At 72.3% G+C, this 21,707-nt stretch carries 20 protein-coding genes and 1 riboswitch; of the genes, 3 read left to right on the forward strand and 17 right to left on the reverse strand.

What is annotated here, in order from left to right; all coding sequences use genetic code 11:
* Together EDD30_RS28550 and EDD30_RS28555 are read right to left on the reverse strand one after the other, a co-directional pair.
* On the reverse strand, window positions 1-618 hold the full coding sequence (locus EDD30_RS28550; protein ID WP_071804840.1) for a precorrin-8X methylmutase: 618 nt from the start codon (window positions 616-618) through the stop codon (window positions 1-3).
* 1 nt (window position 619) lies between these two features.
* Complete coding sequence (locus tag EDD30_RS28555; RefSeq protein ID WP_244945432.1) at window positions 620-1,924, reverse strand: nitrite/sulfite reductase; 1,305 nt, start codon at window positions 1,922-1,924, stop codon at window positions 620-622.
* A gap of 158 nt (window positions 1,925-2,082) precedes the next feature.
* Window positions 2,083-2,153, forward strand: a riboswitch (cobalamin riboswitch).
* A 51-nt stretch (window positions 2,154-2,204) separates the two neighbouring features.
* Between EDD30_RS28555 and cobN the strand changes: the two genes are divergently transcribed.
* Window positions 2,205-5,747, forward strand: a complete 3,543-nt coding sequence (gene cobN / locus EDD30_RS28560; protein WP_071804841.1) for a cobaltochelatase subunit CobN — start codon at window positions 2,205-2,207, stop codon at window positions 5,745-5,747.
* A 9-nt stretch (window positions 5,748-5,756) separates the two neighbouring features.
* Here the strand turns inward: cobN and EDD30_RS28565 are convergent, their stop codons facing one another.
* From EDD30_RS28565 to EDD30_RS28600, 8 genes are all read right to left on the reverse strand, one after another.
* A complete protein-coding gene (locus EDD30_RS28565) occupies window positions 5,757-6,263 on the reverse strand; it encodes a methyl-accepting chemotaxis protein (protein ID WP_071804842.1) in 507 nt (168 codons plus the stop codon).
* 62 nt (window positions 6,264-6,325) lie between these two features.
* Entirely contained in the window at window positions 6,326-7,081 is a 756-nt protein-coding gene (cobF, locus tag EDD30_RS28570) for a precorrin-6A synthase (deacetylating) (protein WP_084556303.1), read from the reverse strand.
* Between the two features lie 75 nt (window positions 7,082-7,156).
* On the reverse strand, window positions 7,157-8,347 hold the full coding sequence (gene dinB / locus EDD30_RS28575) for a DNA polymerase IV (RefSeq protein ID WP_211277752.1): 1,191 nt from the start codon (window positions 8,345-8,347) through the stop codon (window positions 7,157-7,159).
* A 10-nt stretch (window positions 8,348-8,357) separates the two neighbouring features.
* Window positions 8,358-9,014 carry a response regulator transcription factor gene (locus EDD30_RS28580; RefSeq protein WP_071804882.1) on the reverse strand — a complete coding sequence of 219 codons (657 nt, stop codon included), beginning with the start codon at window positions 9,012-9,014 and terminating at the stop codon, window positions 8,358-8,360.
* Between the two features lie 14 nt (window positions 9,015-9,028).
* The gene (locus EDD30_RS28585; protein ID WP_071804845.1) at window positions 9,029-10,354 is read right to left on the reverse strand and encodes a sensor histidine kinase; all 1,326 of its coding nucleotides are present in this window, start codon (window positions 10,352-10,354) and stop codon (window positions 9,029-9,031) included.
* Window positions 10,355-10,371: 17 nt separating this feature from the next.
* Complete coding sequence (locus EDD30_RS28590) at window positions 10,372-11,232, reverse strand: ABC transporter permease (protein ID WP_084556305.1); 861 nt, start codon at window positions 11,230-11,232, stop codon at window positions 10,372-10,374.
* A complete protein-coding gene (locus tag EDD30_RS28595) occupies window positions 11,229-11,957 on the reverse strand; it encodes an ABC transporter ATP-binding protein (RefSeq protein ID WP_071804846.1) in 729 nt (242 codons plus the stop codon). Before EDD30_RS28595 ends, EDD30_RS28590 begins: the two co-directional genes overlap by 4 nt.
* An 87-nt stretch (window positions 11,958-12,044) precedes the next feature.
* Window positions 12,045-12,704 (reverse strand): carbohydrate-binding protein, encoded by a 660-nt coding sequence (locus EDD30_RS28600; RefSeq protein WP_071804886.1) that lies wholly within the window; start codon window positions 12,702-12,704, stop codon window positions 12,045-12,047.
* 177 nt (window positions 12,705-12,881) lie between these two features.
* Between EDD30_RS28600 and EDD30_RS28605 the strand changes: the two genes are divergently transcribed.
* Complete coding sequence (locus EDD30_RS28605; RefSeq protein ID WP_071804847.1) at window positions 12,882-13,781, forward strand: hypothetical protein; 900 nt, start codon at window positions 12,882-12,884, stop codon at window positions 13,779-13,781.
* Window positions 13,782-13,791: 10 nt separating this feature from the next.
* Here the strand turns inward: EDD30_RS28605 and EDD30_RS28610 are convergent, their stop codons facing one another.
* The 6 genes from EDD30_RS28610 to EDD30_RS28635 all read right to left on the reverse strand — a co-directional run bounded on the left by EDD30_RS28610 (window position 13,792) and on the right by EDD30_RS28635 (window position 20,788).
* Window positions 13,792-14,466: a DUF6766 family protein gene (locus EDD30_RS28610; protein ID WP_071804848.1), complete on the reverse strand. Its 675-nt coding sequence runs from the start codon at window positions 14,464-14,466 to the stop codon at window positions 13,792-13,794.
* An 83-nt stretch (window positions 14,467-14,549) separates the two neighbouring features.
* The gene (locus EDD30_RS28615) at window positions 14,550-14,930 is read right to left on the reverse strand and encodes a hypothetical protein (protein WP_071804849.1); all 381 of its coding nucleotides are present in this window, start codon (window positions 14,928-14,930) and stop codon (window positions 14,550-14,552) included.
* 48 nt (window positions 14,931-14,978) lie between these two features.
* Window positions 14,979-15,692 (reverse strand): tetratricopeptide repeat protein, encoded by a 714-nt coding sequence (locus tag EDD30_RS28620; RefSeq protein ID WP_071804850.1) that lies wholly within the window; start codon window positions 15,690-15,692, stop codon window positions 14,979-14,981.
* Between the two features lie 35 nt (window positions 15,693-15,727).
* The gene (locus EDD30_RS28625) at window positions 15,728-16,465 is read right to left on the reverse strand and encodes a hypothetical protein (RefSeq protein WP_071804851.1); all 738 of its coding nucleotides are present in this window, start codon (window positions 16,463-16,465) and stop codon (window positions 15,728-15,730) included.
* 30 nt (window positions 16,466-16,495) lie between these two features.
* Window positions 16,496-19,273 carry a putative bifunctional diguanylate cyclase/phosphodiesterase gene (locus EDD30_RS28630; RefSeq protein WP_244945433.1) on the reverse strand — a complete coding sequence of 926 codons (2,778 nt, stop codon included), beginning with the start codon at window positions 19,271-19,273 and terminating at the stop codon, window positions 16,496-16,498.
* A 630-nt stretch (window positions 19,274-19,903) separates the two neighbouring features.
* A complete protein-coding gene (locus EDD30_RS28635) occupies window positions 19,904-20,788 on the reverse strand; it encodes an NAD(P)-dependent oxidoreductase (protein WP_071804890.1) in 885 nt (294 codons plus the stop codon).
* 96 nt (window positions 20,789-20,884) lie between these two features.
* Between EDD30_RS28635 and EDD30_RS28640 the strand changes: the two genes are divergently transcribed.
* On the forward strand, window positions 20,885-21,247 hold the full coding sequence (locus EDD30_RS28640; RefSeq protein WP_071804852.1) for a winged helix-turn-helix transcriptional regulator: 363 nt from the start codon (window positions 20,885-20,887) through the stop codon (window positions 21,245-21,247).
* Here the strand turns inward: EDD30_RS28640 and EDD30_RS28645 are convergent.
* On the reverse strand, window positions 21,244-21,669 hold the full coding sequence (locus tag EDD30_RS28645) for a TIGR03618 family F420-dependent PPOX class oxidoreductase (protein ID WP_071804853.1): 426 nt from the start codon (window positions 21,667-21,669) through the stop codon (window positions 21,244-21,246). The genes EDD30_RS28640 and EDD30_RS28645 overlap by 4 nt on opposite strands.
* Window positions 21,670-21,707 lie beyond the last annotated feature (38 nt).

A 21,707-nucleotide genomic window follows, 5' to 3' on the forward strand; every position in this document is an offset into this window, starting at 1 on the left:
TCACTCCTCCTCCGAGGCGAGGGCGTTGACCGCCGCCGCCGTCATCGCGCTGCCACCCCGCCGGCCCCGGACGATGAGATATTCCAGTCCCGACTCGGCCAGGGCGTCCTTCGACTCGGCGGCGCCGATGAACCCGACCGGAATGCCCAGCACCGCGGCGGGCCGGGGCGCACCCGCGGCCACCATCTCCAACAACCGGAACAGCGCGGTCGGCGCGTTGCCGATCGCCACCACGGCCCCGCCGAGCCGGTCGCCCCACAGGTCGAGGGCGGCGGCGCTGCGGGTGTTGCCGATCGCGGCGGCCAACGCCGGTACGGCCGGATCTCGCAGCGTGCAGACGACCTCGTTGCCGGCGGGCAGGCGCTTGCGGGTCACCCCGGAGGCCACCATCTCGGCGTCGCAGAGGATCGGGGCGCCGTCGAGCAACGCCTTGCGCGCGGCCGTCACGACCCCCGGGCTGTGCCCGATGTCGTCGACCAGGTCGACCATTCCGCACGCATGGATCATGCGGACGGCGACCCGCGCGACGTCGGCCGGGAGCCGCGACAGGTCCGCCTCGGCCCGGATGGTCGCGAACGACCGCCGATAGATCTCCGCGCCGTCGCGCACGTACTCCATCTCAGCCCTTCCTCACGGCCGCGACCAGCGCCGCAACCTCAGCGACCGGCACCGAGCCGTCCGCCGTGAAATCGTTGACCGGTGCGCGGTGCACCAGATATCCGCTGCCGGTGGCCTCCACCCGCACATGCGGTCCCTGCGGGCTCCCACACCCGCGGGCGCAGCCCACCCAGTGCACCGGCAGCGCGGCGCCGGGCAGGGTCGTCGCGTCGGCGTCCGCGCGCACGTCCGCCAGCGCCTTCGCGCATCCCGGCAGTCCGGCGCACGAGGTCACCCCGGTCCACCGCGATCCGGCGGCGGTCTCCAGCCCGGCCCCGGCGAGCTTACGCATCCACGTCGCGGCGCGATCCGCGGGCAGGCCGGGCACCACGACGCCACGCCACGGCGTGACGACCAGCGTCTCCGCGGACTCCAGCGCGCGCAGCGCGTCGCCGCCGAGCCGACCGAGCGGCACCAGCGCACCGACGGCCACCCGAGCGTCGGGCCGGGGAACGACGCCGATCGGTTCCCGGAGCACGGGCCGGGTGAGGTGGGGATCGGGTTCGCCGAGGGGCACCCCCAGCGCCGCCGCGATGTGCGCCGCCATCCGGGCCGGCCCGTCGGCCAGCTCACGCACGCGCCAGGGTCGCCGCCGTCCGGCGCCCACGTCCTGCGCCGCCAGGGTGAGGAACGCGTGGCCCGCCGCCAGCAGCGCGCCGACCACCTGGTCGGAGCGCACCCGCAGACCCACATCACGCCCGGCGAAGAGCACGGTCATCCCGGGAAGTGCCTGCCTGGGCAGCGCCGCCACGTCGGCGGAGTGGGCCACGTCACCGGTGCCGTCGTCGATCGCGAACAGGAACCGGCCCGGCAGGGTGGCGAGGACAGGATCCGCACAGAGCGCCTCGTCGAGCGCCGTCACCTGCGCCGCATCTTCCAGCAGCGGCGATCCCGCGATGTTGCGGACCAGCTCGTGCGTCGCCGACGGCAGCACGCCCGCCGCCGCGAACCGTTCCGCGAGCCGGGTCGCAGCGATGCCGCGCAACGCCCGGAGCTGCAGGTTGGCCCGGCTGGTCAGCTCGACGTGCCCGTCGCCGTACTCCTCGGCCAGCGCCCGCAGCGCCGCCATCTGGATGCCGGTGATCCGCCCGCCGGGGATACGCACCCGGGCCAGTGGCCCGTCGGCGGCATCGTGCAGCCGCAGCGCCCCCGGACAGGCATCCGAGTCGGCACGGGCGCCGCCGAGCGCACGGGAAGCGCCTGGCGCGCCGGAAGCACCGGGCGGCGCCCCGGCGACGTTGCCAGGACGGTCGAGGGGGAAGGACACGGCCCGGATACTACGGATCGGGTGTGACAGATCCTCGGGGCCGGTCGGGATCGTCACAGTGGATCGCGACGCGGGCCGGTCGGGGTCGTCACACGGTGTCACGTTGACTCCGGGTGGCGGGGTCGGCAGAGTGGGAGTCCACGTGCGGCGACGCCGCGGAGGAAGCCGGTGCGAGTCCGGCGCGGTCCCGCCACTGTCACCGGGTTTCGAGCCCGGGAGCCAGGAACTCCGGTCGCCGTCCATTCCTTCGACCCAGGGCGCGGACCCTGAGGGGAGAGCCGTGTTTCTGCTGCTGTCGACGTCCGACACCGACCTGCTCAGCGCCCGGGCCAGTGGCCGCGAATGGCGGCTGGGCAACCCCGCACGCATCGCCGTCGCCGACCTGCCGGCGCTGACCGAGGGCGTCGAGCTGATCGTCGTGCGGATCCTCGGCGGGCGCCGGGCCTGGGAGGAAGGGCTCGACGCGCTGCTCGCCGGGCCGGTTCCGGTCGTCGTGCTCGGCGGCGAGCAGGCGCCGGACGCCGAGCTGATGAAGCTCTCCACCGTGCCCGCCGGCGTCGCCGCCGAGGCGCACGGCTACCTCGCGTACGGGGGTCCGGACAACCTGGCCGCCCTGCACGACTTCCTGTCGGACACCATCCTGCTGACCGGCCACGGTTTCGCGGCGCCGGTGCCTGCGCCCGACTGGGGAGTGCTCGAGCGCGACGCAGAGGGAGACGGGCCCACGGTCGCCGTGCTCTACTACCGCGCCCACCACATGGCCGGCAACACGGCGTTCGTCGAGGCGCTCTGCCAGGCCGTCGAGGCGAAGGGTGGCCGGCCGCTTCCGATCTTCACCGCCTCCTTGCGTACGGCATCGGCGGAGCTCCTGGCCGAGTTGCGCAAGGCGGACGCTCTGGTCGTGACCGTGCTCGCCGCAGGCGGCACGAAGCCGGCCATGGTCTCCGCCGGCGGTGACGACGAGGCGTGGGACGTCGGGGTGCTCGCCGACCTCGACGTGCCGATCCTGCAGGGGCTCTGCCTGACCAGCAGCCGCGAGGCGTGGGAGGCCAGCGACGACGGGCTGTCCCCGCTGGACGCCGCGACGCAGGTCGCCATCCCCGAGTTCGACGGCCGGATCATCACCGTCCCGTTCAGCTTCAAGGAGATCGACCCGGACGGCCTGTCGGTGTACGTGCCGGATCCGGAGCGGGCCGCGCGGGTGGCCGGCATCGCGGTCGCGCACGCCCGGCTGCGGCACGTGCCGCCGGCCGAGCGCCGGATCGTGGTCATGCTCTCCGCGTACCCGACCAAACACTCCCGGATTGGCAACGCGGTCGGGCTGGACACGCCCGCATCGACCGTACGGCTACTCGCCGCGCTCGGTGAGCGCGGCTACCGGATCGGTGCCTTCCCCGGGGTCGCCGAGCAGGACGGCGACGCGCTCATCCACGCGCTGATCGCGGCCGGCGGGCAGGACCCGGACTGGCTGACCGAGGAGCAACTGGAGAGCAACACCGTCCGGATCAGCGGCGAGGCCTACGCCGCGTGGTTCGCCACGCTCGACACCGACCTGCGGGAGTCGATGGAGCGACACTGGGGCCCGCCGCCCGGCGAGCTCTACGTGGACGGTGGCGACATCGTGCTCGCCGCGCTGCGCGACGAGAACACCGTGGTCATGGTGCAGCCGCCGCGCGGCTTCGGCGCCAATCCGGTGGCGATCTACCACGACCCCGACCTGCCGCCGAGCCACCACTACCTCGCCGCATACCGGTGGCTCGCCGACGAGTTCGGCGCGCACGCGGTCGTACACGTGGGCAAGCACGGCAATCTCGAGTGGCTGCCCGGCAAGAACGTCGGGATGTCCGCCGCGGACGGCACCGACGCCGCGCTGGGCGATCTGCCGTTGATCTACCCGTTCCTGGTCAACGACCCGGGCGAGGGCACCCAGGCGAAGCGCCGGGCCCACGCCACCCTGGTCGACCACCTGATCCCGCCGATGGCGCGCGCCGAGTCGTACGGTGACATCGCCCGGCTGGAGCAGCTCCTCGACGAGCACGCGAACATCGCGACCCTGGACCCGGCGAAGCTTCCGGCGATCCGCTCGCAGATCTGGACCCTGATCCAGGCGGCCAGGATGGACCACGACCTGGGCCTGGCGAACCGTCCCGGCGACGAGGAGTTCGACGACTTCCTGCTGCACGTCGACGGATGGCTGTGCGAGGTCAAGGACGTGCAGATCCGCGACGGCCTGCACGTGCTCGGCGCGGCGCCGACCGGCGAGGCCCGGATCAACCTGGTGCTCGCCATGCTGCGCGCCCGCCAGATGTGGGCCGGTCAGGTCGCCGCGCTGCCGGGCCTGCGCGAGGCGCTCGGGCTGCGGGAGGACGCGTCCACCGCCGAGACCGACGCGGTCGAGGCGCGGGCCCGGGAGCTCGTGACCGCGATGGAAGAGGCCGGCTGGCCCGCCGAGGTTCCGGACATCACGGGCGATCCTCGGGTGCGCGACGTGCTGGCCTTCGCGGCGACGGAGGTCGTGCCGCGGCTCGCCCGGACGACCGACGAGCTGACCCACGTGCTGCACGCCCTGGACGGCGGGTACGTGCCGGCCGGGCCCAGCGGTTCGCCGCTGCGCGGGCTGATCAACGTGCTGCCGACCGGTCGCAACTTCTACTCCGTCGATCCCAAGGCCATTCCCAGCGCGCTCGCCTGGGAGACCGGCCAGGCGATGGCGGAGTCGCTGCTCAAGCGCTACCGCGACGACTACGGCGACTGGCCGCGGTCGGTCGGCCTGTCCGCCTGGGGCACCAGCGCCATGCGGACCGCGGGCGACGACATCGCCGAGATCCTCGCTCTGCTCGGCGTCCGCCCGGTGTGGGACGCCGCCTCCCGGCGGGTCACCGGCATCGAGCCGGTCGACCTGGCCGAGCTGGGCCGCCCGCGCATCGACGTGACCGTGCGCATCTCGGGCTTCTTCCGGGACGCCTTCCCGCACGTGGTGACCCTGCTCGACGACGCGTTCACGTTGGTCGCGGGCCTCGTGGAGGCGCCGGAGCAGAACTTCGTGCGCGCACACGCGCTGGCCGACGCCCAGGAGGGCAAGACCTGGCGGCAGGCCACCACGCGCATCTTCGGCTCCCGGCCGGGTGCGTACGGCGCCGGCATCCTCCCGCTGATCGACAGCCGCAACTGGCGGGGCGACGCCGACCTCGCCGAGGTGTACGCGGTCTGGGGCGGCTTCGCCTACGGCCGGGACCTGGATGGCGTGGCGGCGCGCGCGGACATGGAGACCGCGTACAAGCGCATCGAGGTGGCGGCGAAGAACATCGACACCCGCGAGCACGACATCGCCGACTCCGACGACTACTTCCAGTACCACGGCGGCATGATCGCCACCGTACGGGCGCTGACCGGGCGGGCGCCGGCCGCGTACATCGGCGACTCCACCAACCCGGACGCGGCACGGACCCGCAGCCTGACCGAGGAGACCGCCCGCGTCTTCCGGGCCCGCGTGGTGAACCCCCGCTGGATCGCCGCGATGCGCCGGCACGGCTACAAGGGAGCCTTCGAGCTGGCCGCGACGGTCGACTACCTCTTCGGCTACGACGCGACCGCGGGCGTGGTCGCGGACTGGATGTACGAGCAGCTTGCGGCGACGTACGTGCTCGACCCGGAGAACCAGAAGTTCATGACCCGGTCGAACCCTTGGGCGCTGCACGGCATCACGGAACGCCTGCTGGAGGCCGCGGACCGCAAGCTGTGGGCGGCCCCCGACCCGGAGACGCTCGCCGCGTTGCAGCAGGTCTATCTGGAGACCGAGGGCGACCTGGAGGGCGACGACTAGCGGGCCGGCTCAGAAGCGGAACTGGCCGACGAGCTGCTGCATCTCGGCCGCCATCCGGGTCAGGTCCTCGGCGGCGCGGGCGGCGTCGGTCGCGCCGGCGTTGGTCTCCTGGGCGGTGCCGGCCACCCGGGTGGCGTTGCGGGCGATGTCCGCGGCGCCGCCGGCGGCCTGCGCCACGTTGCGCGTGATCTCGCTGGTCGTCGAGGTCTGCTCCTCCACCGCCGAGGCGATGGTGGTCTGGGAGTCGTTGATCCGGCCGATGACCGCGGAGAAGGCGTCCAGCGCGCTGACCGCGGCGGCGGTGTCGTCCTGGACGGCCTGCACGCGCCGGGAGATGTCGTCCGTGGCGCGTGCCGTCTCCTGGGCCAGCTCCTTGACCTCCCCGGCGACCACGGCGAAACCCTTGCCGGCGTCGCCGGCGCGCGCGGCCTCGATGGATGTCGCGGGCTTCTGGAGGGTTCGAGTATGCCGACGATGGGATCGACGTGTGGCCGGTTCCGGCGTCGGACCTCCCACGCCCGGGCGTGGAGATTGCGCAGGTCAGGAGCTAATCATGCGGGCGACCTAGGGCGTTTCGGTCACGGACGGCGGCGTAGCAGGTAGGTGTCCATGATCCAGCCGTGCCGGGCGCGGGCCTCCGCACGGACGCGGCGGATCTCGTCGGCCACCTCGGCCAGAGGACCGGAGACGAGCATCTCGTCGGGCGTGCCGATGTAGGCGCCCCAGTAGATGTCGACGTCCTGCGCGTCGACGGTGCCGAAGGTCTGCTGGGCGTCGAGCATCACGATGACGTCGTCGACGTTCGCCGGCCATTCCTCGGCGAGGCGACGGCCGGTGGTCACCTGGAAGGGGCGGCCGACCCGGTTGACGCCGATCCGGTGCTTGGCGGCCAGCGCCGAGACGCTGCTGATGCCGGGGATCACCTCGTAGTCGAAGCGGGTGCCGCCGCGGGCCAGGATCTCGTCGAGGATCGCGATGGTGGAGTCGTAGAGCGACGGATCGCCCCAGACCAGGAACGCGCCGGTCTCGCCGTCGAGCAGGTGCTCGCGGATCAGCGCCTCGGTCACCTCGGAGCGGCGATGCCGCCAGTCGGCGATCGTGCCCTCGTAATCGGCAGGGGTGCGGTCGCGGTCGGGGTCGCGGCCCTCGGCGATGCGACGGCCGGGTTTTCCGTACGCCTTGAGGATGCCGCGCCGCAGCTCGATCATGCTTTCCTTGGCCTCGCCCTTGTCCAGCAGGAAGAACACGTCGGTCCGGCCGATCGCCTTGGCTGCCTGCAGGGTGAGGTGGTCGGGGTCGCCGGCCCCGATTCCGATGACGTAGATCTTCCGCACGCCGTGCAGTCTGCCCCACCCGCCTGTGCGGCGGCAGCGCCGGGTGGGTGCCCGCCGGGCCGCCCGGCAGCACGGTCAGTCCGGCAGGATCGGCACCGACGGGCGCAGCTCACGGCCCAGCGAGGCCGCGCGGGTGACCGAGCCCGACCCGAACCTGTCCCGCACCGCGTCGAGCGCGCTGTCGAGGCTGTCGTCGTGCGGATCCTCGAACGGCAACTCGAGCTGCACCGCGCCGTCACTGTCCAGGTTGCCCACCGCGAGCCCGACCAGCGTGATGCCGCGCTCCTCTATCAGCGGCCGGGCCGCCACCAGCAGCGCCCGGGCGGTGTCGAGGATCGCCCGGGTCTGCATCGTCGCCTTGAGCAGGCTGCGGGAGCGGGTGGCCCGGCTGAAGTCGCCGAAGCGCAGTCTCAGCGTGACGGTCCGGCCGGCTCGCTCCGCCGCCCGCATCCGCCTGCTGACCCGGTCGACCAGCGCGGCGAGCGTCGCGTCGATCTCCTCGAACGGCCGCGGCCGGCGCTCGAGGGCGCACTGCGAGCCGATCGAGCCGCGCCGGTGCCCCACCCGCACCCGCCGCGGGTCACGGTTGTGCGCCAGGGCGTGCAGGTGGCGCCCGGTATGGGCACCGAGGATGGAGACCAGGGCCGCCTCGCCGATCCGCGCCACGTGCCCCACCGTACGGATCTGCCGGTCGCGGAGCTTGGCCGCGGTGACCGGGCCGACCCCCCACAGCCGCTCCACCGGCAGCGGGTGCAGGAACGCCCGCTCCTCGTCGGGCGGCACGACGAGCAGCCCGTCCGGCTTGCCGACGCCGCTGGCCACCTTCGCCAGGAACTTGGTGCGGGCCACCCCGACGGTGATGGGTAGCCCCACCCGCTCCCGCACCTGCACCCGCAGCGCCGCTGCGATCTCGGCGGGCGTGCCACGGATCCGGTGCAGCCCGCCCACCTCGAGGAACGCCTCGTCGATGGAGATCCCCTCGACGATCGGCGTGGTGTCGCGGAACACCTGGAAGACCGCCTTGCTCGCCGCCGAGTACGCCGACATCCGGGGCGGGACGACGATCGCCCGCGGGCATAGCGCGCGGGCCTGGGCGAGACCCATCGGGGTGCGTACGCCGAATGCCTTGGCCTCGTAGCTCGCGGCCAGCACGACGCCGCCGCCGACGAGCACCGGTCGGCCCCGCAGGCTCGGGTCGTCACGCTGCTCCACCGACGCGTAGAACGAGTCCAGGTCGGCGTGCAAGATGGTCGCCCGATCAGCCACGGGCGCCATCTTAGAACATATGTACGACGCCGACGTGGCGGAGGACGGCGAGGACCCGGCGGTTGTCGCCGTCCGAGGGCGGCAGACCGAGTTTCGCGAAGATGTTCGCCACGTGCTTCTCCACGACTCCGGCGGTGATGACGAGAGCCGCCGCGATCCCGGCGTTGGACCGTCCCTCGGCCATCAGCGACAGCACCTCACGCTCCCGCGGGGTCAGCGACGCCACCTCGGCCGTGTCCTGTCTGGCCCGCATCAGGTGGCCGACCACCTCCGGATCCAGTGCGGTGCCGCCGGACGCCACCCGGACCAACGCGTCCACGAAATCGGCGACGTCGGCAACGCGGTCCTTGAGCAGGTATCCGACGCCGCTCGGCCGGTCGGCGAGCAGGCGGGTCGCGTAGCGGGTCTCCACGTACTGCGAGAACACCAGCACACCGACGTCGGGATGGTCGCGCCGGATGTCGATCGCGGCGCGCAGTCCCTCGTCGGTGTACGTCGGTGGCATCCGGATGTCGATGATGGCCACATCCGGTGCGACGGCGGCGATCGCGGACCGCAACGCATCCGCGTCGGCCACCGCCGCGCACACCTCGAAACCGCGGTCGGTGAGCAGCCGGACCAACCCTTCGCGCATCATCGCGGCGTCCTCCGCGATCACCACCCTCATGTCGTCGCCTCCGTTCATGCCTGTGTGGGCAGCTCGATCTCGACCCGGGTCGGACCGCCGGCCGGACTGTGTACGCGCATCCGGCCGTCCACGACGGCGATGCGGCGGGCCAGGCCGGACAGGCCGGGACCGTCCGGGTTCGCCCCGCCGATGCCGTCGTCCTCCACGGTCACCGTCAGGCGCTCGCCGGACCGGATGACGCCGAGCCCGACACGGGTCGCCCGGCTGTGTTTGGCCGCGTTGGCGAGCAGCTCGGAGGCGCAGAAGTAGGCGATGGTCTCGATCGCGGGCGCCGGGCGGCCGGGCAGTTCGACGCTCACCGCGACCGGGATCGCGCTGCTCGTCGCGAGCGTCGCCAACGCGTCGCCGAGACCGTTGTCGAGGACCGGTGGGTGGATCCCGCGCACCAGGTCGCGCAGGTCGGCGAGGGCATCCTTCGCTCCGCGGTGGGCGAGCGCGACCAGTTCGCGGGCTTGTGCGAGGTCGGGTGGCGGGCCGCCGGCACCGAGCTTCTCGGTCGCCATACCGAGGTTCATCGCCAGCGTGGCCAGCCGGATCTGCGCGCCGTCGTGCAGGTCCCGTTCCAGCCGGCGCATCATCGCGGCCGCGTCGTCGATCGCGCGGGCCCGGCTGACCTGCAGTTCGCGTACCCGCTCGGCGAGGCGGCGCGGACCGAGCAGCCGTCGCATCGCGGCAAGGTCCAGTGCCGTACCGGCCTGCATCAACCACGGTGCTACCAGCAGCATGGCGAGGCCGGCCGCGGCGATGAGGAACGTTCCGGCGAACGTCCGGGTACCGATAGGGCCGAACGGCGTCAGCGCCCACACCGGCCCGAGGCGCGTTCCCGGCGGGTGATTGCGAAACAGCGGCCACCACACCGGGTAGCTGAGGTTGACCAGCCCGAACACGTAGCAGAACGCGCCGTAGCCCTGGGGGATGGCCAGTGGCACCTTGAGCAGGCCGTACCCGACGGCGCGCCAGCCAGGTCCGTCGGAGACCACGGCGCTGATCCGCTTGGAGGGCCGCGGTGGTGGGGCGTCCACGTGCACGTCGAGCAGCCGGTCCGCGAGTGAGCGGTGCACGGCTCCCATCGCGCGCCCGATCGGGGCGGCCAGCACGACGAGGAGCGCGATGGTGAGCGGAAGCAGGACCAGGAACACCGGTGCGACGACGGGTGCGGGCTGCCGGGACAGGGCTCCGGTCGCCCAGAGGACGAGGACGCCCAGGGCCGGCACGATCGCCGGTACGGCCAGGATCGCGGCGGCGGTGACCACGCCGACGACGCAGAACACCGCCCGGCGCAGGGCCAGTGTGGTGAACGGAGCCCTCAGCGTGGTCATCAGCCCATTGTCCAAGGTCATGCGTCGCGATGGCGAAGCAGCATGCCGCCGCACAGGATCGCCACCGCCGCGTACCCGCACATCAGCAGCGCGCTGATCCAGCCGGAGAACAGCCCGGGTACCGGCGAGGTCACCGCGATGGAGTTGAGCAGCATCAGCAGCGGTACGAAGCGGCCGACCGCGATGCCGCTCTCGCCGAACAGGCCGGCCACGATCATCGGGACGAACATCAGAGCGAACAGCGTGCCGATCGCGGCGCCCCCGTGCCGCACGATCGTCCCGATGCCCACCCCGATCAGCGCGGTGACGCCCAGATACACGCCGGTCAGCAGGACCGCGCGCAGGATCGCCGGGTCTGCCAGGGACGCGGCCGGGATGGCGGTGCCGCGGATCGCGAGCTGCCCGCTCAGATAACCGGCGAAGCTCGCGACCAGGCCGACGGTGAGAGCCGCGCCGCCGCACACGGCGACCTTGGCGGCCAGGACGATCCGACGCCGCGGGACGGCGGCGAGGGTCGAGCGGATCATCCCGGTGCCGTATTCGCCGGTCACCATCAGGACGCCGAGCGCTCCGAGGAGCAACTGGGCCACGATGGCGCCGCCGAGGCTGTTGTTCAGTATCTGGGCGGCGGTGGCGACCGGGGTGTGCGATCGGTACCCGAGTCCCACCCCGGCCCCGGCCGCGGCCATCGAGACCACCGCAGCGATCGCCAGCCACCACGTCGACCGGAGGCTACGCAGTTTGATCCGCTCCATCCGGACCGCGTGCCGGAATCCGTACCCGTTCATGTTTGTGCCTGGCGTTGTCATGCCCTTCTGACCCTCGCCCGCGATGCCGTCGGCGGGTGCGGCCGGGTGCCGCTCGGTGCCGGCGGTCATGACGCTCCCACTCCGCGATAGTCGGTGGCCTGCGAGGTGAGCCGGAAGAACGCGTCCTCCAGGCTGTCGTCGCCGGCGGCGACGAGTTCGGCGACGGTCGTCTCGGCCAGCAGCCGGCCACGACCGATGACCACCAGCCGGTCGGCGGTCAGCGCCATTTCGGCGATCAGATGGCTGGACACGAACACCGTCCGGCCTTCGGCGGCGAGTCCGCGCAGCAGTTCCCGGATCCAACGGATGCCCTCCGGATCCAGCCCGTTGACCGGCTCGTCGAGCAAGAGAACACCCGGGTCGCCGAGCAGCGCCACAGCGACGCCGAGGCGCTGGCGCATGCCGAGCGAGTATGTACCGGCACGCCGCGTTGCCGCGTCGGACAGGCCGACGATGCGCAGCACCTGCTCGACCCGGGAACCGGGGATGTCGTTGCTCGCGGCCAGTGCGGCCAGGTGGGCACGGGCGCTGCGGCCGGGATGGAACGCCCCGGCATCGAGGAGCGCGCCGACCGTCCTCAACGGCCGGTTCAGGTCCGAGTACCGGACGCCGCCGATCAATGCTTCGCCATGGTCCGGGGCATTCAGGCCGAGGATCATCCGCATCGTCGTCGACTTGCCGGATCCGTTCGGGCCGAGGAAGCCGGTCACCACCCCCGGCTGCACCCGGACGCTCAACCCGTCGACGGCGACCCGGTCGCCATAGCGTTTCGTCAGCTCACGTAGTTCGATCACAAGATCGACGCTATTCACCGCCGTCGGCGCTCGGAAGCCGGAAACCATCCGACTCCGCCTGGGGGTTTTCCACCCCGTCGCGACGTGCTAGGGGCCGAAGGCGAAGTAGTTCAGGTTGAGGAACTCGACTCCGGACTGGCAGCTGAAGGTCAGGTACACCGTGTGCATCCCGGTGACCGGAGTGATGATCGTGGACTGGGTCTGCCAGTCCTGCCAGCCGCCCAAATTGCCGACCGTGAGGCTGCCCACCGGCGGGCTCGACGGGCTGTCGAGGCGGATCTCCACCTGGCCGGTCACCCCGTCGCCGACGTCGGAGGCGACCCGCGCGGCGAACCGGGTGGCCGGGGTGGCGCCGAAGTTGATCTCGTCGAAGCGCAGCCAGTCGCCGTTGTTGATCCAGCCGACGTTCCGCCCGCCGCCCTCGTCCTCGGTGTCCTGGGACTCGGTGCCCTGCTGGCTGGTCGCGTACTCCGCCTGGATGATCGTGTACGCGTCGATGCCGCCCACCGGCGCCGAGGGCGGTACGGAGGACGGCGACGGGTCGGCGGCCGCCGAGGTGGCCACCGGTGCGGACGCCGGCGGTACGGCCGCCGCGGACGCCGGGTCGGCCGGGCCGTCCTGAAGCCGGCCGATCAGGTAGCCGAACGCCGTCAGCGCCAGCCCGGCCGCGGCGAGCGCGACCCGGTTGCGGGTGACCCTCGAGCGGGAGTGGTAGACCCCGGCGGAGGGAGAGGTGGGCGTAGTCATCGGATCGAGAGGATAGCTCAGCACCGCGGGGGACAAGTGTCCCGCGAAGAGGACCCCGACCAGCCGATCCGGCGAACTCCCCGCGGGTGAACCCGACCCCGGTCGCACAGTGGGGCTATCCAGGCGGCCGGAGCCGCGCCATTATCGGGCCTATCGGTCGCTGGAAGGAGGAATCGGATGGCGGACTGGATCCTGGTGCCCTGTCTGGTGTCGTTGCGTACCGAGTTCAACCGGCTGGCGCCGGACCGTGGCAAGGCCTCGGACGGTGCCCTCGGCGATGCGTCGCATGCGGCGAGCCCGTCGGACCACAACCCCGACGAGACCGGCAGGACCCCGTACGAGGACAGCGACCGCGTCAACGAGGTGCACGCGATCGACGTCGACAAGGACCTGCGCAAGCCGGGCTGGACCATGGCCCGGTGTGTCGGCGTCATCGTCAAGCGCCACCGCGAGGGGCGCGACGACCGGCTGCAGAACGTCATCTACCAGCGCCGTATCTGGTCCCGTACGTGGGGCTGGACCGCGCGCGCCTACACGGGCGCCAACCCGCACACCGGGCACGCGCACTTCAGCGCCCGCTACACCGCCGCACAGGAGCGCGACACCAGCCCGTGGGGGCTGCTCGAGGAGGACGACGTGACCAAGAGCGAGTTCATCGCCTGGATGACCGAGTGGGCGCGCAGCACCGCGGGCCGGGAGGCCCTGGCCCGCGCGGTGCTGACCTACGACCCGGGCAAGGATGCGAGCGGCAAGGTGCTCCCCGGCGGCATCGTCAACCCGGGCCCCGACGCCGCGAGCAATCCGACCGTCGGCGCGGCCTGGGCGCTCAATCGCGCGATCGTGGCATCCCTCGTGGGTCACCAGATCCGCGACCGCGTCGATCAGGTCCAGGCCGGCGTGGAAGCCCTGCTCCGGGGAGGGCCGACACCGCCTCCGGTGGGTGCGCAGGTCACCGCGCGGTCGGCGCTCGACGCGATCGGTTCCGGCGCCCTGACGGCCGAGGAGACGGCCGAGGCCCTGCGGTCCGCCCTGGGCGCGGACCGGGCGGCGCAGGTCGGCCGGCTGCTGGGCGGCTGAGCCGGCCCGGCTAGCCCTCCACGCCCGTGGCGGTGTGCGCGGCACCGACCGGTTTGGACTGCGACGAGCCCCGCTGGCGCAGATAGATGGCCAGGATGGCCATGGAAGCGACCGCGAGCAGTTCGGACTGCCAGTTCTGCAGCGTACGGTTCCAGAAATCGGGAGCCGTCAGGTATTCCGCCGCGCTCATCGGGTCTTCGAGGTCGCTCAACTGCTGCTCGTTGAAGGCGGCGCGTCCCGCGATGAACTGGGCGAGCCAGGACAGCAGGAAGATCGCGCCCATGACGAAGCCCAGCGAGTTCGAGAAGAGGAACAGCTTGAAGCCCCGGGCCCGCGCCCACGCCGGGGAGTCCTCGTCGGCGTAGCGGCCGACCTTCTGGTCCTTGTCCGACTCCAGGCCGGGCTGGTCCAGGCTCTTCGACTCGGGCGAGCCCTTCTGCACGAGCCACACGGTCAGGAAGATGAAGAGGAAGAACTGGAGATACTCCGACTGCCAGTTCTCGGCCACGTCCGCGGCGAAGCTGGCCGAGGTGATGTAGCGGCCGAAGGAGATCTCCGGCAGCCCCTCGGTGAGCTGCCGCTGGTTGAAGTCGGCGAGACCGGCGAACGCCTGGCCGACGAGCACGACGAGGAACAGCAGGCCGAAGGTGAGCCCGAGGGCGTTCTCGCGGACGAAGCGTCTCACCGGTGCAGCACCCCCAGCGCGATGAAGTAGGCCAGGCCGCAGCCGACGACCAGAAGCAACAGGATGAACAGCGCCCGCATCGCTCAGCCTCCTTGCACGACGCAGTCGTACGGCCGGTCGCCTCGCGGCGTGCAGCCGGCCGCGACCACCCGCCAGCCGCCGGGGAAGACGGCGAGGAACATCGTGTCGCCGGTGAGGCGTACCTGGGCCCACTGCCCGTAGACGTCGGTGCCGGTCACCGCGCCGGCCGACGGCAGGTCCTCGTCGAGGATCGCCCGGTCGCAGGACTGGCCGGCGGCCTCCTCGACCTGCGCGAGCGTCTCCGGCGCCAGCGTCGCGCAGGCGGCGGCGCCGTCCTGGCTCTGTACGGCCGTCAGCAGCCGCACCGCCACGTCGGCAGCCGCCTCACCACGCTCCGCGGCCGGTGCGCAGCCCGACAGGAGGAGCAGCAGCGCCGCGGGCATCCATCGTCTCACCACGAGCGCCGCTTTCCCCGGCGGCGTCTTTTCCAATCATGGAAGACCGGCGGACGCCTCCGCCTCCCGCAGGAACTGCTCGATCCAGCCGATGCGCTGCGTGCTCAACCCCGCCTCGCGGGCCTGGCGCAGGGCCTCCCGCACGTGGGCGAGCCCCTGGTCGCGGAGCCCGTCGGCCAGCTCCGCCAGGCCCAGCGCCACTGTGCCGCCCGGGATCCAGCGCGGATCGCCGAGCTCCTCGCGCAGCTCGTGGGAGATCCGCAGGTGGTGCAGGGCCAGGTCCGATTCCAGGTCGCCGCTGGCGTGATAGAAGCCGATGTGGCGGTGCACCTCCGAGCGCAGCAGCAGGTCACCGTGCTTCTCGGCCAGCTCCAGCGCCTCGGTGAAGCACGCCATCGCCGCTTCCCAGTCGCCGTGCAGCACCTGGTGCACGAGGCCGAGGCCAAAGAGGGACTCCGCCGTGCCGCCCGGGTCGCCGATCTCGCGGCGGATGCTCAGCGCCTGCCGGAAGAGGCGCTCCTCGGTGCCGCTGTCCGCCTGGGCCAGGTCGTTCTCCAGCGTCCGGAAGTGGGCCAGCATGCCGAGCCGGTCCAGGGCCGCGGCCTCCAGCGCCCGGTCACCGGCGGCCCGCGCCTCGTCCAGCAGGCCGGTGAACGTCGCCTCGGCCTGGGTGTAGTCGCCGGTCCGGAAGGCGGCCTCGTACAGGGCCTCGTTGCCGGCCGTCAGTGTGTCCCGCGTTGTCGTCCCCATATGCGGAGATTACGCGCGATCGCGGGTGAAATGGGTCATTCCTGGAGGCCTTCGGGCGCCGGCGGCGCGGTGAAGGCGACGTCGCTGACATCGGCGACGATCTCGGTGAGGTCGGTGCCGTACGCGGCGGGCTCCCGGATCCGGAGCACGAGGCAGAACGGCCGGTCCGCGCCGAAGCGCCGGAACAGCTCCCGATGGTGGTTCGCCAGGTAGCGGGCCGTGGCGAGGTTGCCGCCGGCGGTCAGCCCGCCGAGGTAGAGCACCGGCCGCCCGTCCGCCGGGCCCCAGAAGCGCGCCAGCACGGCGTACCCGGTCTCGGGGGTGTGGACGTACTCCTGGCCGCCGACGGAGAAGGCGAGCTTGGCGCCGTCGCCGTGCGCCGGCCACTCGTACACCGTGTAGCTGAGTCCGTGCAGCACCGCCCGCAGGTGGGTGCCGGCCCGAGGGTTGGCGCCCGGGCCGCCGACGCAGAACTCGGCGACGCGGCCCAGCTCGTGCACGGGCTGCCCGCCGCCGACCAGGTCGGCGCGGGCGCCGCACTCGCGCACGATCGTCGCCAGCTCGACGAGGGCGGCCACATCGCGGCGGTGGATGCTCTCTTCGCGGGGCGACGAGGCGTGCCGGGACGCGACGAGCAGGCTGGTCGCGCCGGCGGTGAGGCCGAAGAAGGCGCGCTCGCGCTCCAGCCGCCGGCGCCGGATGGCGAACTGGGCCAGCCACACCGCCGCGCCGGCGATGACGCTGGCAAGAAGATTGATCAACAGGTCGCCCACGCGTTCATGGTGACCGATGGCTGTCCGGCGTCAGGCGGAGGGTCGGACCGCGGCGCTCTCGAGGAGCAGCCGCCCGGCCTCGCCCGCGGGCACCGGCCGGGAGAAGTAGAAGCCCTGGGCGAACGTGCAGCCCATGGCGCGCAGCGCGGCGAGCTGCCCGTACTCCTCGATGCCCTCGGCCACCGTGGACATACCGAGACTCTGGCCGAGCTGGACGATCGTCCCCGCGAGCGCGGCGTCGTCGCCCTGCTCGCCCAGCCGCTCCACGAACGAGCGGTCGATCTTCAGCGTGTCCACCGGGAACCGGCGCAGGTACGCCAACGACGAGTATCCGGTGCCGAAGTCGTCGATCGCCAGGGTGACCCCGAGCGCCTTGAGGCGGACGAGCTGTGCCAGGTTCTCCTCGGTGTCGGTCATCAGCACGCTCTCGGTCATCTCGAGGCAGAGCCTGTCGGCCGGCATGCCCGTCTCGGTCAGCACCTCGCGGACCATCGCGGCGAGGTCGCTGTGGTCGAACTGACGCACGGAGACGTTGACGGCCATCTTCACCGGCGGCCGCCCGGTCTGCCGGGACCACTCCATGGCCTGACGGCAGGCCTCGGTCAGCACCCAGCGGCCGAGCGGCACGATCAGGCCGGTGGTCTCGGCCAGCGGGATGAAGGCCATCGGGGAGATCAGGCCGCGGACCGGGTGCTGCCAGCGCACCAGCGCCTCGAAGCCGGCGACGTGGCTGTCGGTCATGTCGATCGTCGGCTGGTAGTGCACCGTGAGCTCGCCGCGGGTCAGGGCGAGGCGCAGGTCGGCCTCCAGCTCCAGGCGCTCGACCAGGCCCGCCAGCATCTGCGGGTCGTAGCTGGCGAAGCCGCTGCCGCCGGTGTGCTTGGCGCGGTACATGGCCAGGTCGGCGTTGCGCATGAGCTGCTCGGCCGCCTCCACGGGCGAGTCGCCGGCCGCGTCGTCGCCGAGGGCCGAATACGCCGCCAGCCCCACACTTCCGCGCACGTGCAGATCGCGCTCGTCGACCCGGAACGGCTCGTGCAGCCCGTCGACGATGCGCCGCGCCACGCCCTCGGCGTCGTCCGAGCCGAGCTCCGAGCCGATCAGCACCGCGAACTCGTCGCCGCCGAAGCGCGCCACCATGTCGCCCTCGCGGACCGACTCGCGCAGCCGGTCGGCGACCTGGACCAGCAGCTTGTCGCCGGCGAGGTGGCCGAGGCTGTCGTTGACCTCCTTGAACCCGTCGAGGTCCAGGAAGAGCACGGTCACGTCGCCGTCCACCGGCCGCTCCTGCAGGGCCTCGGCGACCCGCTCCCGGAAGAGCGCGCGGTTGCCGAGCTGGGTCAGGGCGTCGTGGTACGCCTCGTGCACGAGCTGCTCCTGCAGCTCCTTGCGCTCGCTGATGTCGCGGGTGTTGAGCACCAGGCCGCCGACGGACGGGTCGTCGAGCAGGTTGGTGATGGTCATCTCGGCCTGGCGCAGCCGGCGGTCGCGGTGGCGGATGGTCAGTTCCAGGACCGTGCTCGCGTACGGGCGACCGCTGACCGAACGCAGGGCGGCGGCGAGGCGCGTGGCGGACTCGGTGTCGAGGACGCTGGTCAGGCGCCGGCCCGTGAGGACCTCCGCCGGGTAGCCGAAGACGCGCTGCACGGACTCGCTCTGGTAGAGCACCTCGGCGTCCGTGCCGACCACCGTCACCACGTCGGAGCTGTGCTGCACGAGGGCGTGGAAGCGCTGCTCGCGGGCGTAGAGCTCGGCGGTGCGGTCGGCGACGCGGGCCTCCAGGTGGCGGGTCAGTCCGCGGTTCTCCAGCAGGGTGAGCAACTGGCGGCCGATCATCAGCAGGATCACCGCCGACTGGGTGGACTCCACGTACGCGCTGGTCTGCCCGCTCCGCGCGAACCACAGCACGCTGGTCAACAGCGCCGCCAGCACCGCCACGTACGGCAGGAGCACACCGAGCGGCTGGCGGCCCGTGGCCGGTTCCGCGGCGGTCCGCCGGCCGCGCGCCACGGGACGCGCCGCGGCGAGCAGGACGAGGGCGAACCCCGCGAACCAACCGATGTCCGTGACGCCACCCGGGTAGTACGCGCCGATGATGTTCAGGTACGCGTACTCGATGTCGGAGACCGCGAACGCGATGATGCCCGCGCCGACCAGCGCGAGATCCGCGAGCGTGTGCCCCTCACGGCGCCGCAGGGCGAGCAGGTAGACCACGATGGTGATCATGACGACGTCGCCGAGCGGGTACGCCAGGCTGACGGCGAGGGCGAGCCTGCTGTCGCCGCCGGCCTCGAGGAGCGGGTGGATGACGAAGATCCACGCGATCAGCATCAGCGAGACGGCGACCATGAGCCCGTCGAGGACACTGCGGGTGCGGTTGGCGAGCGTCTGCGCGGCCGCCGGGAACACGAACAGGCCGGCCGAGGCGAGCACGACCATGCCGAGATAGCCGATGTCCGCCTGAGACGGCAGCGGGACCGTGCCGGTGAGCAGGTCCAGCCGCACGGCGCAGGCCTGGCCGCCGGCCCAGGAGAGCACGCCGAGCCCGACCAGGCCCCAGGACGCGCGCATGCGCCCCCGCAGCGTCGCGGCGCGGATCAGGCAGGCGACCGCCGCGCAGAGCGCCGCGGCGCAGAGGCCGAAGTTCGAGATCGTCTTGGCGGTGCCCGGGCCACCCACCTCGGCGCTGAGCACGACACCGAAACCGGCCGCGACCACGGCGACGGCGACACACAGACGGGCCCAGCGGCGCCGCGCACCCGGCTGACGCCGGGCCGCCGCCGGCGGTTCCGTGGTGGGTGCGATCACGTTCAGCTCCGGTTCGTGGAGCCGTCCCGGTGCGAGACGGCCGCACTTGCCGACATCGGGTCACCCGACCCGAAACTTGAGGGGTTCCGCCGGGCGAGTCAGGATCGTGACTCGCGGATGCCCGCCCGCGGGGCAAGCAGCACCAGGGTGATCGCTCCGGCGGTGGCCACCGCGCCGACCAGGTAGGCGAACGGATCCATGAGCACCGCGCCGCCGAAAAGACCTTGATCAGCACCGAACGCGAGGCGCAGGCCCGCAACCGGCAGGCCCCCGCCTCCTCGCCAACCTCGACGTCGGCGACCGAGGCATCACCGCCCGCGTGGGCGGCCGGCGACCTCCCCGTGAGCCCACGGTGCAGCGGACCAGCGTCTGGTCTTCGCTCGCGGCCAGCAGGTGGGTGTCGTCCTCCCACGCCAGCGGTTCGTGGGCCGGACAACTGCCCACCACCTTGTGGCCGGCGAGGTCCACGATGACGATCCACCGCGTACGCCCGGCGAGCCCCGCGGTCGGCCTCGGCGCTCCGCGGTTCATCGGTGCCGGATGCGCCGGCACGAGCCACACCGGTCTAACGACCATCGACCGAGATCGGCAAACAGAACCTGGCGCGTGTCGTCAGAGTGCTGGTCACAGCTACTTGCGCACCAGCAGGTCGATCACGCCCGTGAGGTCCTCCTCGGCGCTGCCCTCGGCCAGGCGGCGGCGCATCAGCGTGAAGTAGGGGCTGAGCAGTTCCGGGCTGACCCCCTGCTGTGCGGCGGTGTCGAGGAAGGTCGGCGTGCCGGCCACCTGCATGGCGAGACTGGAGACGACACCCTTGGTGTAGTCGCCGCTGCGCAGTTGGTCGGCGGTCTGGTGGACGGTCGGGGCCATCGCGACCAGCCAGTCGGCGAGCAGCGGAGCCAGCGACGCGGGGTCGATGTCCTCCTTGCGGATCAGGGCGAAGGCGTGCGCTGCCCCGGCGAACATCCCGTACATGGCGCTGAGCAGGGCCACGTCGTGCAGGGCCGCGAAGCCCGCGTCCTGGCCGACGTAGGTGGTGCCGGCCGGGACGCCCAGCGTCTGCTGGTGCCGCTCGAACAGCTCCCGCGAGCCGCTGTAGAAGACGTAGCCGCCGATCTCCGGGACGCCGATCATCGGTGGGACAGCCATGATCCCGCCGTCCAGGTAGCGGGCGCCACGCTCGCGGGCCCACTCGGCGCGGGCGCGGGCCTGGGCAGGGGTGCTGGTGGTCAGGTTGACCAGATCCTTGTCGGCCAGGTCGGTGCCGGCCAGCACCTCCTCGACCGAGGCGTCGTCCAACAGACAGACGACGACCAGGGTGTTGGCTGCGACGGCCGCAGCGGCGCTGTCCGCCACCCTCGCCCCCTCGGGGGAGAGCGCCGCGGCGCGGGCCGGGGTGCGGTTCCAGACGGTGAGCGGGTGGCCGCCGGCAAGCCAGGTACGGGCCAGCGCGGTGCCCATCGCGCCGAGGCCCAGCAGCGTGACGGGAGCCTTCTCAACGGAGTTCTGTGCCATGCCGATTAGGCTGGCCAGCGGTCCGGTGATGATCAAGTACGCACTTCGGAGTGGGTGGTTACCCCGGGGTGAGCGAGCACGTCGGAAGGGTGGGGCATGACGACGCTGAACCGGCCGGGCGCACCGGACGGACACGTCTGCGGGATCGACACCGCGATGGAGGTGATCGGTGGCAAGTGGAAGGTGCTGATCCTCTGGGCACTCCACGAGCACCCTTACCGCCGCTTCGGCGAGCTGCGTCGACTGCTGCCCGGGATCACCGAGAAGGTACTGGCCTCCCACCTGCGTGAGATGGAAGCGGACGGCGTCGTGCGCCGGGTCTCCTACGACGAGGTGCCGCCCCGCGTCGAGTATTCGCTGACCGAGGACGGCATGCGCCTCAACCACGCACTCCAGCCGCTGGCCGCCTGGGGACGCGAGCGGCCGACCGCTCGAGGGTCGGAGGGCAATACGGGCTAGGGCATCGTCCAGCCATACAGACGCTCGACCGCAAGGCGCAGCACGATCCGGCCGTCGGCCACCATCGCGCGGCGGTAGTCGTCCCAGTCGGGGTGCTCCTTGCGGGCGATCAACCGGTAGACCTCGATCAGCTCCTCGACCGTCGCGTCGTGCTCGTCGGCCGATGGCGGCGAGAACGACGCCGTGACATCGGCGGCCACGTAACCGCCGCTGGGCGGGCCCACCCGTAGAGTCGCGCGGGGGTCGCGGCGCAGGTTGAGCACCTTGGCCAGCGAGCCGCGGGTGGAGATGCGTAGCACGCGGGTGGCCGGGTCGGCCGTGTAGTTGACGTCGGAGAGCTGAGGCCGCCCGTCCTTCCTGATGGTGGCGAGGGTGCACAGATCGGCCGCGACGACGGCGGCCCACAGATCATCGTCGGACATGTCACCACAGTAGAGCGCCGCGGCCCCGGGGAGGAGGG

The organism is Couchioplanes caeruleus (genome assembly GCF_003751945.1).
Lineage (GTDB): Bacteria > Actinomycetota > Actinomycetes > Mycobacteriales > Micromonosporaceae > Actinoplanes > Actinoplanes caeruleus.